We start from the raw sequence: 16,432 nt of genomic DNA, 5'->3' as shown, positions 1-16,432 counted from the left end.
ATTAGTACAAACTATGTGAATTTTCTTCAATGTGTTTGTTGGTGATGACGCCCCACATTTTGTAATAAGACCAAGAGGTATAGATCAAAATGAGCGGAACGAAGATACATGCAGCAACCGTCATTACCCCGAGGGTCTTATGACTAGAAACAGCATCCCACATGGTCAAGCTTGATGTTGGATCAATGCTTGATGGTAACAAGAATGGGAACAATGCAAAACCTGCAGTCAAGATTGCACCGACAATCATTAAGCTTGTACCTGTAAAACTTGCAGCCGCTTTATGTTTGCCTGCACTAATGATGACCAGTAGCGCACCTAAAATTGCAACAATAGGCGCCGCCATGGTAATCGGATAAGTTGCATAGTTATTTAACCAACCATGATTGGCATTGGTCACAACGTCTTTAGCAAGTGGGTTGAGTGCCGCATTTGTATTTACAGCAGTGGCATAGCTATAACCCGAGATATTACCAAAGAATAACCATGCACCCGCAGCCAAGAAGCACACAAGGAATGCAATTGCCATGATTTGTGTTGCTTTGGCAGAACGATTATGTAAATTCCCGTCCGTACGTAGCATGAGCCATGCACCGCCGTGTGCGCATAGCATTGATAGGCTGACGATACCGCAAATCAATGCAAACGGATTCAATAGTGCAAAGAAGCTACCTGTATATTGTGAGCGTAATGTGTCATCTAGGCTGAATGGTACACCAAGGAACAAGTTTCCGAATGCCACACCAAACACTAGCGCAGGCACCGCACCACCGATGCATAGACCCCAGTCCCAAGAAGTACGCCATTGGGTATTCTCTAACTTGGAGCGATAGTCAAATCCGACGGGTCGCAGGAATAGGGCAAATAAAACCAGTAGTAAGGCCCAGTACATTCCAGAGAAGGCAACCGCATAGACCATTGGCCAAGCTGCAAATAAAGCACCACCTGCGGTAATGAACCAGACTTGGTTACCATCCCAGTGCGGTGCAATCGTATTGATTGCAGCACGGCGTTCAGAATCGGTTTTACCCACGAATGGCATCAGTGCCATTGAGCCCATATCGAAACCGTCGGTGAGGGCAAAGCCAATCAGTAGAACACCGACCAATACCCACCAGATAATTTTTAGGAGTTCATATTCGATCATGACTGAGCCTCCCCAGCTTTTGCTTCGAGTTTTTCGAAGTGATATTTACCAGTATGTAACGAGCTTGGACCTAAACGCGCAAATTTGATCATTAAGTACATTTCGATAATCAGTAGCACTGTATAGAACGCAGCTAATGCAATGATTGAACCCCATACATCGCCTGTACTCACACTTGAAGCAGACAGATGTGTTGGTAAGATTTCACCAATTGACCACGGTTGACGACCACCTTCAGCCACATACCAACCTGTTTGAGCAGCAATCCATGGGAGAGGGAGAGCAAACAAAGCAAATTTGAGTAACCACGGTTTATCTTCGGCATTACGTTTTGCCACTGACCATGTTGCAAGAAGGAATAGCAATAACATCAGGAAGCCAGAAGCCACCATCGCACGGAACGAGAAGAATAGAGCCGCTACATTTGGAATGGTATCTTTAGTTGCCGCCTGAATATGTTCTTCAGTTGCATCAACCACATTTGGAGAATATTTTTTCAAGAGTAGGCCATAACCTAAGTCTTTTTGATTTTTCTCAAATGAAGCCAGTAAGTCTGGAGAACGGTCACCCGCACGAAGTTTTTCTAACTCGCTATAGGCCACCATACCATTACGGATACGCACTTCATGTTCTTTCATCAAGTCACGTAAACCAGTCACTTCTTTGTCTGTAGAACGGGTTGCAATAATCCCCATCACATAAGGAATCTTAATCGCATAGTCGGTACGCATTTCCTGCTGATTTGGGAGACCAAATAAGGTAAATGCAGCAGGTGCAGGTTCGGTATGCCATTCAGCTTCGATTGCAGCAAGTTTGGTTTTTTGAACATCACCGAGTTCATAACCAGATTCATCACCAAGCAAAATCACAGAAAGTGTTGAAGCTAAACCGAAGATGGCAGCAATTGCGAATGAACGACGCGCAAACGGTAAGTCACGTTTCTTTAATAGGTAATAGCTTGAGATCGCAAGGACGAAGATCGCACCTGTGACATATCCCGCAGAAACCGTATGTACAAATTTCACCTGAGCAACAGGGTTGAAGATCAATGCACCGAAATCAACCAGTTCCATACGCATGGTTTCATAGTTAAATGCAGCACCAACTGGGTTTTGCATCCAGCCGTTTGCGATCAGAATCCACAAGGCAGACATATTCGAGCCAATTGCGACTAACCATGTTACGCCTAAATGTTGGACTTTAGACAGGCGATCCCATCCAAAGAAGAACAAGCCGATAAAGGTTGATTCAAGGAAGAAGGCCATCAAACCTTCAATGGCAAGTGGCGCCCCGAAAATATCGCCTACATAGTGGGAATAATAGGCCCAGTTGGTACCAAACTGGAATTCCATGGTTAAACCAGTGGTTACACCTAGGGCAAAGTTAATCCCGAAGAGTTTCCCCCAGAATTTGGTCATGTCCTTATAGATTTCTTTACCAGAAATCACATACGTGGTTTCCATAATGGCAAGAATAAAAGCCAGACCTAAAGTTAGAGGGACGAAAAGAAAGTGATACATTGCGGTCATTGCAAATTGGAACCGCGAAAGATCGACCACGCTTTCAGAAATCATCAACGTGTCTCCTGAGTTTTGGACATGTCACCAGCAATACGCTCGGCAACTTCATTGTTAAAATCTTTTGGAATCGTTGGGGCATCAAACCAGATGTGTTTAATCACCAAGAGAAGAGCAACTTTAATAATAAGAATAATCGTGATTTCTCGGATGAGCCGCCGATTTGGATCTTGAGAACTTGTGTTCATAGAACTTAGCCTCATACACATTTTTAAAAGATGTAAAACATTATTAAATAAAAACCATTGAAAATAAACCTTTAGGGTTTTTAATATATTTAATTTTGAATAAACTATATAAAACAGTAACTTGGTTTTATTTTTGATTAAAATTTAAAAATAATGGTTTTATCCAACTAAAATAATATGAATTATTTTTTAAATCTGATTAAAACAGTTGTATTTATGATTTTAAATCTGATTAAAAAGCTCTGGTTTAAAATGAGTTAAATAAATATTAAACCAACTAAAATAGTATGGATATAAAATATATAATATATACAGTGAGTTATCATTTTAATTACATATCAAAATTATTTTTAGAATGAAATGCTGATAAAACCAAGCATTTAGGTAGAGTTTATTTGTAGAAATGTGATGAACATCACTTTTGTGTTTTGCCGTATTTATAGATCACGAATCACTTCAGAAGGGAAGATATAAAACACCTATTTTTATTGTGTACTTTTGTAACATTGTGTTTATTTGGGACTTGGAGATCGCGTTTAGCGGTTTTTGATTGGTTTTAATCTGGGGTAAACAGGTTATTTGAAAGAGAAATCTTTTTTGCAAGATAGTGTGAATTGGATTTTTGGCTAATCAGCAGGACTTGTGATTGTAATTCCAGTTCGCCATATTCTGGTTCAACTTGTACATAGTATAGTTGCCCAAACTCATCACGAACACGCGCTTGAGCAGAAAAACCTGGACGGGCATTTCCCGTTGAAATTGTTGCTAGACGACCAACCAGATTGGTATGTGTATGAATGACTTTGGGTTTAATTACCTGATCCAGACAGTGAATCATAAAGACAGTAAAGAAAATGTCGATGATCAAAGCAGGAACAAATAAATAATATGGAGAAATAAAGTAATGCTGTAAGGCAAAGAACGAAAGCTCAAGAAAATAGCCCGCAAAACTAAAGTTGATGAGCAAGAAAACAAAAATCAGATATTTGGAAAACTTTACATCTACTAAAGGCGAGTTCAGTAACCATTCTGGGGCCAGTTTCTTCACCAGATGGCTTGGACGTAAGCCGATAAAAATACCAATGGTTTCTGCAATGCTAAGCACGATCAAAGCGACTACGCTCATATGAAATGGCATAAGGTAGTAGTTGAGGAAAAACTCAGTCATTGCAGAATTCATGGTTTAAGCATCAATCGATATAGATACCACCATCTGAGTGAACTTCCAGATTTACTTTTTCAAGGAATTCACCCAGACATGGGCCTGAAATACATTCGCCAGTTTCAACAGAAAATAGGGCGCCGTGAGTAGAACATTGGATATATTCGCGATCCTGATCAAGAAACTGATTTTCCAAGAACTCAAGTTCTGTCTGCAAATGCGGGCAAACATTCTGATAGGCATAAAAGCTGCCATCTTTTTGAGTAATAAAAATAGTTGTCCCTTTCATCGTATCGTATGCACGAGACTCACGCTCAGGGACTTCTTCAGTCATGCAAATCTTTTCCATGTTAAGCACATTCCTGTTGAGCTTTTTTAAATTGTTCCAAGAGTTCTGCATAGTTTTCGACGCTTAAACGTGGGCCGAATTGTGCAACAACTTCGCTAGAGATTAAAATAGCAAGTTGAGCGGCTGCTTCCAAGCTCAAACCAGCATTAATTGCATACAAGAATGCGCCAGCAAATGCATCGCCAGCGCCATTGGTATCAACCGCTTCAACTACGCGGCCATTCACATGGAACTGGTGAGCTTCATTTACGATGACAGCGCCTTTGGCACCTTGTGTGATTACAATGTGCTGGTTTTTTAGTTTCAGTGTTTCAATTGCAGCATCAAGATTTTCTGTATTGGTAAACATGAGTGCTTCCTGTTCGTTACAGAAAAGCAAGTCAACGCCATCATCGAGCAGTTCTTCTAAACCTGAGCGAGCATATTGCACCATTGCAGGGTCAGAAAGAGAAAGGGCAATTTTAACACCGTGTGCTTTAGCCAGTTCTCGTGCCTGTTTAACCGCTACGCGTGCAGTATCACTTGTAGATAAATAACCTTCGATATATAACCATTTCGCCGTTTTTAATGGTTCAAAGTCAATTTGTTCAGCTGTCAATTCAGCGGTAATACCGAGATAAGTTTGCATGGTACGTTCAGAATCTGGACTAATCAGTACCATGCAGGTACCTGTAACACCTTCGCTGATTGATTGGGTTGCTGTTTTAATGCCAGCTTCGTTTAAACCGGTTAAATAGATTGAGCCAAGTTCATCGTTACCTACACGGCAACCATAAAATGCAGTACCACCTAGAGCACTAAAAGCAACGCTTGTATTCGCTGCTGAACCGCCACTGGCTTGGCCTTTGTAGCTTTGGGTAGTTTGTAATTTTTGATATAAATCTGCCTGTGTTTCGCCATCAGCTAATTGCATGGTACCTTTTTGCAAAGCTTGTTCTACTAAAAACTCATTGGAAACTTTAAATTCCTGGTCAATGAGTGCATTACCAATTGCAAAAAGATCAACAGTTGCCATGTTTGTCATCACAGTAAAAATCAAAAAGCAAAGTTTACACCAATGCTCAGGATTACAATAGTTTGTTGAAAAAAAATCAGCTGTTTATACGCGGGAAATTCAGGACAAAGACATGGGTTTTTTACAAAGATTAAGAATAGAACGAATTTTAACGCTGCCGACTGATCTGAATATGCTGATTGAATTGTCTGAACGAGAAGGGTTCCAGTTTTTAAAAAGACTTAGGTACGACTTTGAAACGGGTGAAAATCGTTTTGATCAATATGGAGAAGGCTTATTTGCAGTATATAAAGATCAGGATCTGATTGCAGTAGGTGGTGTTAGTCAGGATCCTTTCGATAAAACTGGAAAAATTGGCAGACTACGCCGTTTTTATATTCATCCTGATTGTCGTCAAAAAACAGTGGAGGCATATTTGTTAAAGCATATCGAGCAGTATGCCCAAACCTATTTTGAGCAGTTGTGTTTATATACCGATACTAAAAATGCGGCGAATTTCTACCCATGTATGGGATATGAAGGTGTAGATTGGGGGCACAGTAATTTCCGGAAAGTTTTTTAATCAACTGTGTTCTGATTAGCCGCTGCATTTTTCTACAAAAATAGAGTAATTTACATGGATATCGATACGTATTCTTCGGTAGACTCTCTATAATCAATCGTAATGATTTAATAGAGATAAATTGGAGATCACATGACTGTAGATGTTACTGAAAGCATTACTCAAACTATTCATCCCGCGTTTCAGCTATTACGTCAACACCATGTAGAAGCACTTGATATTCAAGTTTCAGAATATAAGCATAAAGTGACTGGCGCTGTTCACTATCACTTGGCGACCAGTCATGATGAAAATGTGTTTCTGGTTGCATTTAGAACCCAGCCAATGGATTCAAAAGGAGCAGCACATATTTTAGAGCATACTGCGTTGTGTGGTTCTGAGAAATTTCCTGTACGTGATCCGTTTTTCCTGATGATCCGTCGTTCACTCAATACGTTTATGAATGCTTTTACTGCCGCCGACTGGACAGCCTATCCATTTGCGACACAAAACAAAAAAGATTTTCAAAACTTACTGTCTGTTTATTTGGACGCTGCATTTGCTGCCAATTTGAACCCTTTAGACTTTGCTCAGGAAGGGATTCGTATTGAGCTTGAAAATGATCAGGCGGTGTATAAAGGCGTTGTCTTTAATGAAATGAAAGGTGCGATGAGCTCTCCGACAGATCAGCTTTATCATCAACTTGCACATCATTTGTTCCCAGAAACAACTTATCACTACAACTCTGGTGGCGATCCAAAAGACATTCCAGATTTAAGCTATGAGCAACTAGTTGATTTCTATAAAACGCATTATCACCCAAGCAATGCGGTATTCATGACTTTTGGCAATCAAAGCGCGTACGATCTTCAAGAACAGTTTGAAAGTTTGGCATTACATAAGTTCTCTCAAGGCACGACTTTATACTCAAAACCTGAGAAACGCTTAACTGCACCAGTCGAAGTGACTGAAAGCTATGCGGTTGATAGCGAAGATTTGAAAGATAAAACTTATCATGTAATGTCATGGTTATTGCCACAAACCAGCGATACCAAACTCCGTCTAGGTATGCGTTTGGTTGAGGGGATTCTATTAGAGAATTCGGCTTCACCTTTACGTCACTATTTGGAAACCTGTGGTTATGCACAGTCAACAGGCCCACTCATGGGGGTTGATGACAGTAACTTTGAAATGACCTTCTATTGTGGTGTTCAAGGTTCAAATGCTGAACATGCAGAAACATTTAAAAATGGCATTCTGGATATTCTGAAAGAGGTGGCTTCTAAGCCAGTAGATCGCGATTTTGTCGATGCCATTCTTCATCAAATTGAATTACATCAACGTGAAATTAATGGCGATGGTACACCGTATGGTTTAAGCCTGATTTTAAATGGTTTAGGTAGTGCCATTCATCATAGTGATCCGATTCATGTCTGGGACGTGGACTCTGCGATTGAGCAAGTGAAAGAAGAGTTGAAAGACCCGATGTGGTTGTCAAACCTGATCCAAACTCATTTGTTGGATAATCTGCATCGTGTACAAATGACTTTAGTCCCTGATGCAACCAAATCGGTGAAAGAGCAGCAAGCAGAACAGGCGCGTCTGGCTGACATTACGGCCAATTTAACCGATGCGCAGAAGATCGAGATTGAAGAAAAAACCGCAGCCTTAAAGCAGCGTCAGGATACGCCTGATAATCTTGAGTTATTACCAAAAGTTGGTTTGGAAGATGTACCTGCCGAGTTGCAGATTGTTCAAGGTCAGTTGCGTGAGATTATCTGTAATCGTTTAGATACGCCGTTAAATTTATACCATGCCGGTACCAATGGTATTTACTATCAACAAGTGTTGATTCAGATTCCTGATGAGATTGTTCAATCACCTTACTTCAATTTACTTTCGATTCTGATGGGTGAAGTCGGCGCTGGTGAATATGATTATCTTGAATTCCAGCAGATTCAGACAGCCGTCAGTGGTGGTTTGGGGATGGGCGCATCTTTGCGTAGTAAGGTCGATGATAAAGACCGTATCAGTGCATGGCTGACTTTAACCACCAAATCTTTGACACAAAAACTGGATGCAATTCAATTATTGAAATTGGCATTTGAACAGCTACGTTTTGATGAGAAAGATCGCATTATTGAACTATTACAGCAACGTAAAACGCGTTGGCAGTCACGTTTATCCGGTTCTGGTCATAGCTATGCGATGCATGCTGCATCACGTCAAATGAGTGCTTTGGCGCGCCGTGATTATCACAACACAGGCTTGGGCGCATTGAACTGGTTAACCGAGTTGGTCAATAAAATTGATCAGGATGATGCAGCTTATCAAGCGTTAATTGGCGAGTTACAGTCGATTCATCGTAAATTACTACAAGCGTCTAAACAATTCCTATTAGTCTGTGAAGAACATCAATCGGATCGTCTGGTCGAAGAAATTCAAAATGTCTGGGATAAGCTGGCTGTTGACGAAACACCTGTTCAATTAACGCAAGTCGAACCTGTGAATACTTCAGATGATGAAGCGTGGTTAATTCAAGCCAATGTACAATTCTGTGCATCTGCTTACCAAGCAGTTGATGTAGCTCATCCAGATGCAGCACCATTGATGGTATTGGCAGCTTATTTACGAAATGGTTTCTTGCATAGTGCCATTCGTGAAAAAGGCGGTGCGTATGGTGGTGGTGCAAGCTATGATGGTAATGCGTGTTCGTTCCGTTTCTATAGCTATCGTGATCCACGTTTGGCAGAAACATTCAACGATTTTGAAGCCAGTGTGCAATGGTTATTGAATACCGAGCAACAGCCACATCAACTTGAAGAAGCTATTCTTGGTTTAGTTGCGAGTATGGATAAACCGGGTTCTCCGGCGGGCGAGGCGATTACAGCATGTTATGCATTGCTACATGCACGTACACCAAAATTCCGTAAGATTCTGCGTGAACGTTTGCTCAATGTGAATCTGGACGATTTACAACGCGTTGCCAAGCAGTATTTATTGGCTCAAAAACCTGTGAAAGCGGTTGTTGCGCCATTTGCGAAGCGCGAAGAATTGCAGAAACTTGGATTTAGCATCAAGCAAGTCAATTAAAAGAAAAATTGGAGAATTCTATGGCGTTCAAATCTTTTGAACGTAGTTATCTGGAGCTGAGTGTCTTGACGATACTTGGCTTAACTACGTCGTTGGCACATGCGCAAGCGACCGCACCAGCCAGTCCAGCTACGGCGGATGCATGTGTGGCTTTAGCCTCAAATGCTGAGCGTTTGGCGTGTTATGATGCGATTTTTAAAGCACCTGCTGTGATTCAGTCACAAGTGCAGACACCAGAACCTGTGGTCGCTGTAGCAGCTGCACCAGCGCTAGCCAGTACTGAAAAAGCTCAACCAGAATCTTTGAAAGATAAAGTGGTTCAAAAGGTAAGTGATCTGCATATTCTTGGTGCTGCGCCGAAGTTTGACCCGAATGTCTCTTTACTGGATCGCCGTTGGGAACTATCAGAAGACAGTAAGTTAGGTACATGGAATATCCGTGCTTATCAACCGGTCTATTTGCTGCCTGTATTCTGGACCAGTGACAAGAATGAGTTTCCAAGTAGTCCGAACCCTGAAAATACGGTTAAAGACAAACAAGAACTCACCTCAAGCGAAGCCAAGTTCCAGATCTCATTTAAGACCAAGGCTTGGGAAAACATTTTTGGTGATAATGGTGATTTGTGGTTGGGTTATACCCAGTCTTCACGCTGGCAAGTCTATAACTCGGATGAGTCTCGACCTTTCCGTGAAACGAATTACGAGCCTGAAGCGAGCTTAATGTTTAGAACCAATTATGAAGTTTTAGGCCTGAATGCGCGCTTACTCGGTGTGACGTTGAACCACCAGTCTAATGGTCGTTCTGATCCGCTATCGCGTAGCTGGAACCGTGTCATCTTTAATCTTGGCTTCGAGAAAGATAATTTCGCCTTGATGCTGCGTCCTTGGTATCGCGTTGAGGAAGATGCTAAAGAGGACAATAACCCCGATATTAAAGATTATGTAGGTCGTGGTGATTTAACCGCATTTTACCGCAAAGGTGATCACGATTTTTCATTGATGCTGCGTCATTCCTTGAAAGGTGGTGATCGTTCACACGGTGCGGTTCAGTTTGACTGGGCATTCCCAATTACGGGCAAATTGCGTGGACACTTGCAACTGTTTGATGGTTATGGTGAAAGTCTGATTGATTACAACCACCGTGCGACCTACGCAGGCTTGGGCGTATCATTGATGAACTGGTATTAAATGAGTTTAAATATTCCAGAATCATTATTACAGCTAGACGCAAATTGTGGTGTGTTCGCACTGTGGCTCATCTTAAAGCAATATCAAACCCATATTGATATTGCTGATCTGATCCAGTTGTGTCGCCATGATCGTAAAGATGGCACATTCACGATTGCACTGGCTTTAGCCATGAAGAAATTAGGCTATACTGTTTCATTTTATACAGCACCTGATCCGAATATTGATGACAATGAAAAGCAGTGTTATCGCGAAGCGGAAGGTCTGCAGATTCCTATCGACGCTGCTTTAACCTATGCTGAGATTCAGCACGCTTTTGAAAGTGGCAATTTTGTGATTGTGTTTTATGACACCTTACAAGGAATGGGGAACCAGTCCTTGCTTTATTCAATTGATGAACAGAAAGTGAGTTTCTGTGATCATTTTGATGTGATGTCTAAAGCTGTATTTGAACAACAGCGCCAAGCTGATGGAATCTGCCAACAAGTGATTGTGATTGAGCAGCCTTCGAGTTTTCATCCAATCTGAATGTTGGCATTGGCGTGTTTTAAACGGCTCTTTTTCGGCGTTGCAATTAAATAGGCAAGCGTTAAAGGGCCGAGTCGACCTGTAAACATCAGTACACTTAGGACAAATAAACTGCCGTCATGTAATTGGCTTGTCGCGCCGCGTGATAAGCCCACTGTACAGGCGGCAGAAACCACCTCAAACATTAAATCCATCACATCCAGTTTGGGTTCGAGCAGCAGAATAATAAAGCAACCGACAAAGACCAACATGCCTGTAATCGCTGTCACGGCAAGGGCTTTATAGGTTGTTTCTGCTGAAACTGAATGATTAAAAATGCGGATTTCCTCATTACGCCGTAAAAAAGAAAGCACACATAGCAACAAGATCACAAACGTACCGACTTTGATGCCACCTGCGGTACTGAGAGAACCACCACCAATAAACATTAACAGCATGGTGAGTAAGGCTGTACTATGTTCCATCGCACCTGTATCAATGGTATTAAATCCAGAGGATCGAGGAACTGTGGCCTGAAACCATGCATTCATGGCTTGTTCACCTAAACTCATTGAACCGAGTGTCAGCGGATTATTTGACTCTAATAACCAGATCAAGATAAAGGCGACCAGATTCAAAATCGCAATGGTACTGAGGATGAGCTTGCTGTTTGGTGTCAGTTTGCTCCAGCGCTTATTTTGTTTGACATCGATCAGCACCAGAAAGCCAATTCCACCCAAGGTATAGAGCAGGCTAATGGTTAAACAGATCAGATAATGACTCTGGAAATTGATCAGACTGTTATCGAATAAGGAAAAGCCAGCATTATTAAAGGCAGAAACGCTATAAAAGATGGCGTAATAAAGTCCGCGGGCAAAACCATAAATCGGGGCAAATGAGGCAGTTAATATCACAACACCAATCAGTTCAAAGAACAGGGTGTAGAGCACAACACCTTTGGCGACGAAGGTAACTTTGGATAGGCTGGTTTGGCCCAAGCTATCCTGTGCCATCATTTGTTGTTTAAGCCCCAACTTTGGTGCCAGACTCAATGCTGCCAATATGGCAAAGGTCATAAAACCCAAACCACCCGATTGAATCAATAACAGGATAATAAACTGCCCAAAATGATTGAATGACTCATTCAGATTAACCACGGATAAACCAGTAATAGTGACCGCTGATGTCGCGGTAAACAAGGCATCCATCCAGCTCACGTTGCCTTTATTGGCAATCGGCAGTTTCAGTAATAATGTCCCGATGACAATAAAACTTAAAAAACCAATCGCCAGCAAAGAAGGAGGGCTTAGGTTAAAAATCTTTTGGGAGTTTATTTTGAATGCCATGTTATGCGAAACATCCTGAAAGTTTTCTGAGATGGCTAAGCGAACCTTCCAAAATCAGTACATCATCTGTTTGCAAGGTAAAATTAGGATCAGTTTCATAAAAAATCTGCTGATTACGTTTAAGCAATAACAGTTTAATATTTGGCTCTTGCTTTAAAATACCTGACAAATTGATATTGTTCAGTTTCTCATTAACGGGAACCTTGACGATGTAATGATCATCATCCAGTGCCATATAACGACTCACCATTGGGTAGTTCAGTGCTTGCGCCACACGTACACCCATATCTTCTTCAGGATGGATAATCTTGCTGACATTTAAATGCGAAAGGATGGTGTGATGTGCTTTAGTTTTGGCTTTCACCAGAATCTTCTCAACACCTAAATTCTTTAGGTTTAGCACACAGAGAATACTGGCTTCAATATCTTCGCCAATCGCGACAATAACCGCATCACAATTCTGGATGTTCAGTTCTTCCAGAACGTGTTCATCTGTTGCATCGGCTATCACTGCATGTGTAATACGATCAGCCAGATTTTCTACATTGCGCTTGATGGTATCAATTCCGATGACATCATGATTTAGTTTGGTCAGCTCTAATGCAACAGTTGCCCCAAAACTACCTAAACCAATGACTGCAAACTGTGCCATAACTGTCCTTAACTAAATGATAAAAATATCTTTTTATTCATTTTAAGATGGATCAATTTATTAGTTTGTAATGATTTTGTTGGCTTGGCAAAGATACATCAGTTGTTGTTTTGATAAAAATAAAAAAGCGGTTTCAAAGCAACGTGCTTTGTAAATTTTGTTTACAATGTTAATTGTATTCAGCAACTCTTTTTAATGGTAAACATCAATTTTAGATCAAGTTAGTGGATAAAAATGAGTTTCTTAGTAAAAACACAACTCCTTAATAATATATTAAAAGAAATTGTATATGTAGCTCCTAAAAATTGGAGGGAAATTATTTATTATGTTGAAAGAATTAAAGATGAGAGTCTAGATCTGAGGCGTGGATCTACTGCCAAATGTTGGCTATCACCAAGTATGAATGAATATAATGAATCTCAAAGACCTGCTATACCCGTTTCTTTCGAGCTGATAGAGGCTGAAGATAATTTATTTTGGAAGAGTGATATGGTTGGTGAGACTTGATGTGGTCTTGTGATGAAAATTGATAATGCAGGTAAATATATAAGTAAATTTTATTACGAAGGTACCCCTTTGCTGGATGGAAATGATACTGAATTATCAAAACGACTAGCAGAAATAAAACCTTAAAAAGATTATTGCCATGTTTCACAGTACATGATGAAAACAAAGCCGACACGAGGTCGGCTTTAAGGTACTAGAACGCTTATTTAAGAAAACGCTTATATCCAATATTATTGCTGATTTCAGCATATGGATAAGTGATTTGCTCTAATGTTTCAATCAGACCATCTGGATTCTGTTTGGCATCCGTTGCTTCCAGACCCACCAATACACGACCTTCCGCGGCACCGTGATTACGGTAATGGAACAGGGTAATGTTATGGGTTGGCCCCAAACGCTCAAGGAAGGTGAGTAGAGCACCTGGACGTTCCGGGAATTCAACACGGAACAAGCGCTCATTTTCAATATTGGCATGACCACCAATCAGATAACGAATATGCAGTTTTGCCACTTCATCATCAGATAAATCATCCACTTCATATTGCTGTTTTAACATGTTGTGAATTTCATGACGTTCAGTTTCGCCACCTTTTAAGCTAATTCCAACAAAGACTTGAGCCAGATTGCTTGAGCTCGCGCGATAGTTAAACTCAGTAATGTTACGACCTTGCAATGCACGACAGAAGTTGAGGAATGCACCTTTTTGCTCAGGAATTGTCACCGCATAAATTGCTTCACGGCGTTCACCTAATTCGGTACGCTCTGCGATATAACGTAAACGGTCAAAGTTCATGTTGGCGCCACATACAATCGAGACCATGTTTTTATCAGTCAATTGATGCTCTGCAACATATTTCTTGATGCCAGCCAAGGCCATGGCCCCAGATGGTTCGACAATACTACGATTTTCATCATAGGTATCTTTAATGGCAGCACAGATTTCATCTGTATCAACCGTTACGATATCAGGTTCAACGATTGGGCCTGAATTATCCGATTTACGTAAACGGATCACATCAAATGGCAACTCGCCAATTTGAGCAACTGCTGTACCATCAGCAAATAGACCTACATGCGGCAATACCACGCGTTCATTTGATTCGAGTGCCGCTTTTAAACATGCTGATTCTTCGTATTCAACGCCAATGACTTTGACATGTGGTGCGACTTCACCGAGATAGGCCGCAACACCCGCAATGAGTCCGCCACCACCAACAGCAACGAAAACATATTCAACATCACGCCATTGGCGCAGTAATTCATTCGCAATTGTGCCTTGACCGGCAATCACCAGCTCATCGTCATAAGGCGGAATGAAAACCAGTCCTTCATCTTCCGCACGTTGTTTTGCATATTTGTTGGCAACATCAAAGCTATCGCCGTATAACACCACTTGACCGCCCAAGCGTTTAACAGCTTGAACTTTAATATCAGGTGTTGTACTTGGCATAACGATAATTGCAGGAATACCTAATTTTTTTCCAGACAATGCCACGCCTTGCGCATGGTTACCTGCAGATGCACAAATGACACCACGATCGAGCTGATCTTTAGGAAGCTGGCTGATACGGTTATAAGCACCGCGGAGCTTGAAAGAGAACACAGGTTGTAAATCTTCACGCTTAAATCGAATGTTATTATTAATTTTTTGACTAATTCGTGGAGCTGCTTCAAGCGGTGTTTCAATTGCAACATCATAAACCGTTGCTTGTAAAATTTGTCGTACCACACGAGACAGCATGTTCTTCTTCCCTATAACAGTTTAAAATAGACGATCATTGTAGCAAACCCCTGTGCATTTGCGCTGTTTTCTTGCAGCAAATGTCAAAATAGTTGAGTGAAGTCATGAGTCTATATGCAACCCAAGATGAAAAAAAACAAGCTGCGGCAAAAGCAGCTTTGAAACATTTGCCTAAAGGCGGCATTTTGGGCGTAGGAACAGGAAGTACCGTTAATTTTTTAATTGATTTATTGCCTGAATTGCAATTAGAAGCAGCTGTCGCTAGTTCGAATGCAACCGCTGAGCGTTTGAAGAAGCTCGGTATTGAAGTTGTGGATATGAACTCGGTAGGTGGCCTAGATGCCTATGTGGACGGTGCTGACGAAATCGACCGTCATATGCATATGATTAAAGGCGGCGGCGCTGCATTAACCCGTGAAAAAATTGTTGCTTCGATTGCAAAGAAATTTGTATGTATCGTTGATGATTCAAAATGGGTCGACCAGTTGGGTCGTGATTTTCCACTTCCTGTTGAAGTGATTCCAATGGCACGTTCTGCTGTTGCGCGTAAAATCGTCGCTTTAGGTGGTGATCCAGTTTATCGCGAAGGTGTGGTTACGGATAATGGCAACGTGATTCTGGATGTATTTAACTTAAACATTCTCAATGCGCTTGAGCTGGAAAAAACCATTAATGACATTCCTGGTGTTGTCACCAACGGTATCTTTGCATTAAATGCAGCAAGCATTGCGATTGTTGCAACTAATAATGGTATCGAAGAGCGTACTGCACAATAATGCAGGCAGTTTCATTAGAAACGTTATTACCTGAAATTAAGGTGGTTCGACATGCAAGGGCGAGAAATCTGCGCTTGCGTGTGGAGCCCACAGGTATTCGTTTAACGGTTCCGCTATTTTGTAGTAAAAAACAGATCCAGCAGTTTTTAACTCATTCTGAGCAATGGCTGGTTGAAACTTGGAGTAGACAACAAAAACAATTTAGTCTGAACGTGGATTTGCCTGAGCAACTTTCATTATTCTTTCATTCCCAACCTTTTCAGATTATTCGACAATCACAACGACATATTTTTAAGTTTGATTGGGAACAGCAGACGATCCTTATACGAGATACGGCGTCGGAAAAAGCGTTACAGGCAGCCGTTATGGCTTATGCCAAGCAATTTTTACCTGATTATCTGGATCAGGTCAGTCGGGAAATCGGCTTGGCTTATCAAGCTTGTACTATTCGAAATCCGAAAACCCGTTGGGGAAGTTGTAGTTCCAAACATGACATTATGCTCAGTGCAGCATTAGCGCTGATGCCTGAACACAATGTCCGAGCTGTGTGCGTGCATGAATTAGCACATACCAAACATTTTGATCATAGTGCGGCGTTCTGGAATGAAGTTGCTAAATATGATGAAAACTATCTGATCCATCGT

Annotated in this window: 16 protein-coding genes; 7 read left to right on the top strand and 9 right to left on the bottom strand. The window is 41.3% G+C overall.

Annotated elements, in window-relative coordinates:
- Window position 1: 1 nt before the first annotated feature.
- The 6 genes from cydB to AWW72_RS11325 form a co-directional block, all read right to left on the bottom strand.
- Entirely contained in the window at window positions 2-1,147 is a 1,146-nt protein-coding gene (gene cydB / locus AWW72_RS11350) for a cytochrome d ubiquinol oxidase subunit II (RefSeq protein ID WP_004772432.1), read from the bottom strand.
- Window positions 1,144-2,721, bottom strand: a complete 1,578-nt coding sequence (locus AWW72_RS11345; protein WP_005241807.1) for a cytochrome ubiquinol oxidase subunit I — start codon at window positions 2,719-2,721, stop codon at window positions 1,144-1,146. The genes cydB and AWW72_RS11345 overlap by 4 nt, the downstream gene beginning before the upstream one ends.
- On the bottom strand, window positions 2,721-2,912 hold the full coding sequence (cydP, locus tag AWW72_RS11340) for a cytochrome oxidase putative small subunit CydP (RefSeq protein WP_004653758.1): 192 nt from the start codon (window positions 2,910-2,912) through the stop codon (window positions 2,721-2,723). The genes AWW72_RS11345 and cydP overlap by 1 nt, the downstream gene beginning before the upstream one ends.
- A gap of 556 nt (window positions 2,913-3,468) precedes the next feature.
- Window positions 3,469-4,080, bottom strand: a complete 612-nt coding sequence (locus AWW72_RS11335) for an OB-fold-containig protein (RefSeq protein WP_171066990.1) — start codon at window positions 4,078-4,080, stop codon at window positions 3,469-3,471.
- A gap of 22 nt (window positions 4,081-4,102) precedes the next feature.
- Entirely contained in the window at window positions 4,103-4,408 is a 306-nt protein-coding gene (locus tag AWW72_RS11330; protein WP_104021878.1) for a Rieske (2Fe-2S) protein, read from the bottom strand.
- Between the two features lie 16 nt (window positions 4,409-4,424).
- Window positions 4,425-5,438 (bottom strand): adenosine kinase, encoded by a 1,014-nt coding sequence (locus tag AWW72_RS11325; RefSeq protein WP_062847412.1) that lies wholly within the window; start codon window positions 5,436-5,438, stop codon window positions 4,425-4,427.
- Between the two features lie 112 nt (window positions 5,439-5,550).
- On the opposite strand from AWW72_RS11325, the gene AWW72_RS11320 reads away from it, so the two are divergent.
- The 4 genes from AWW72_RS11320 to AWW72_RS11305 all read left to right on the top strand — a co-directional run bounded on the left by AWW72_RS11320 (window position 5,551) and on the right by AWW72_RS11305 (window position 10,787).
- Window positions 5,551-6,000, top strand: coding sequence for a GNAT family N-acetyltransferase (locus AWW72_RS11320; RefSeq protein WP_062847411.1), 450 nt, complete (start codon window positions 5,551-5,553; stop codon window positions 5,998-6,000).
- A 132-nt stretch (window positions 6,001-6,132) separates the two neighbouring features.
- Entirely contained in the window at window positions 6,133-9,072 is a 2,940-nt protein-coding gene (locus AWW72_RS11315; RefSeq protein WP_062847410.1) for an insulinase family protein, read from the top strand.
- 20 nt (window positions 9,073-9,092) lie between these two features.
- Window positions 9,093-10,259 (top strand): phospholipase A, encoded by a 1,167-nt coding sequence (locus AWW72_RS11310; RefSeq protein ID WP_062847409.1) that lies wholly within the window; start codon window positions 9,093-9,095, stop codon window positions 10,257-10,259.
- A complete protein-coding gene (locus tag AWW72_RS11305; RefSeq protein ID WP_062847408.1) occupies window positions 10,260-10,787 on the top strand; it encodes a cysteine peptidase family C39 domain-containing protein in 528 nt (175 codons plus the stop codon).
- Here the strand turns inward: AWW72_RS11305 and AWW72_RS11300 are convergent.
- Complete coding sequence (locus AWW72_RS11300) at window positions 10,775-12,112, bottom strand: TrkH family potassium uptake protein (RefSeq protein ID WP_062847407.1); 1,338 nt, start codon at window positions 12,110-12,112, stop codon at window positions 10,775-10,777. The genes AWW72_RS11305 and AWW72_RS11300 overlap by 13 nt on opposite strands.
- Window position 12,113: 1 nt before the next feature.
- Window positions 12,114-12,764 (bottom strand): potassium channel family protein, encoded by a 651-nt coding sequence (locus AWW72_RS11295; RefSeq protein ID WP_062847406.1) that lies wholly within the window; start codon window positions 12,762-12,764, stop codon window positions 12,114-12,116.
- 234 nt (window positions 12,765-12,998) lie between these two features.
- Between AWW72_RS11295 and AWW72_RS11290 the strand changes: the two genes are divergently transcribed.
- Window positions 12,999-13,271: a hypothetical protein gene (locus AWW72_RS11290; protein WP_249409169.1), complete on the top strand. Its 273-nt coding sequence runs from the start codon at window positions 12,999-13,001 to the stop codon at window positions 13,269-13,271.
- A 202-nt stretch (window positions 13,272-13,473) separates the two neighbouring features.
- On the opposite strand, the gene ilvA is transcribed toward AWW72_RS11290, so the two are convergent.
- Window positions 13,474-15,012, bottom strand: coding sequence for a threonine ammonia-lyase, biosynthetic (ilvA, locus tag AWW72_RS11285; protein WP_062847405.1), 1,539 nt, complete (start codon window positions 15,010-15,012; stop codon window positions 13,474-13,476).
- 104 nt (window positions 15,013-15,116) lie between these two features.
- Here ilvA and rpiA point away from each other — a divergent pair, with 104 nt between their 5' ends.
- Window positions 15,117-15,788 (top strand): ribose-5-phosphate isomerase RpiA, encoded by a 672-nt coding sequence (gene rpiA, locus AWW72_RS11280; protein WP_004772412.1) that lies wholly within the window; start codon window positions 15,117-15,119, stop codon window positions 15,786-15,788.
- Window positions 15,788-16,432: M48 family metallopeptidase (locus AWW72_RS11275; RefSeq protein WP_062847404.1), on the top strand; the 645-nt coding region annotated here is incomplete at its 3' end. The genes rpiA and AWW72_RS11275, both read left to right, overlap by 1 nt.

This window comes from Acinetobacter sp. NRRL B-65365 (genome assembly GCF_001605865.1).
Lineage (GTDB): Bacteria > Pseudomonadota > Gammaproteobacteria > Pseudomonadales > Moraxellaceae > Acinetobacter > Acinetobacter vivianii.
Note: the sequence above shows the minus strand (reverse complement) of the source record. Positions and strands in the feature narration are given on the sequence as shown.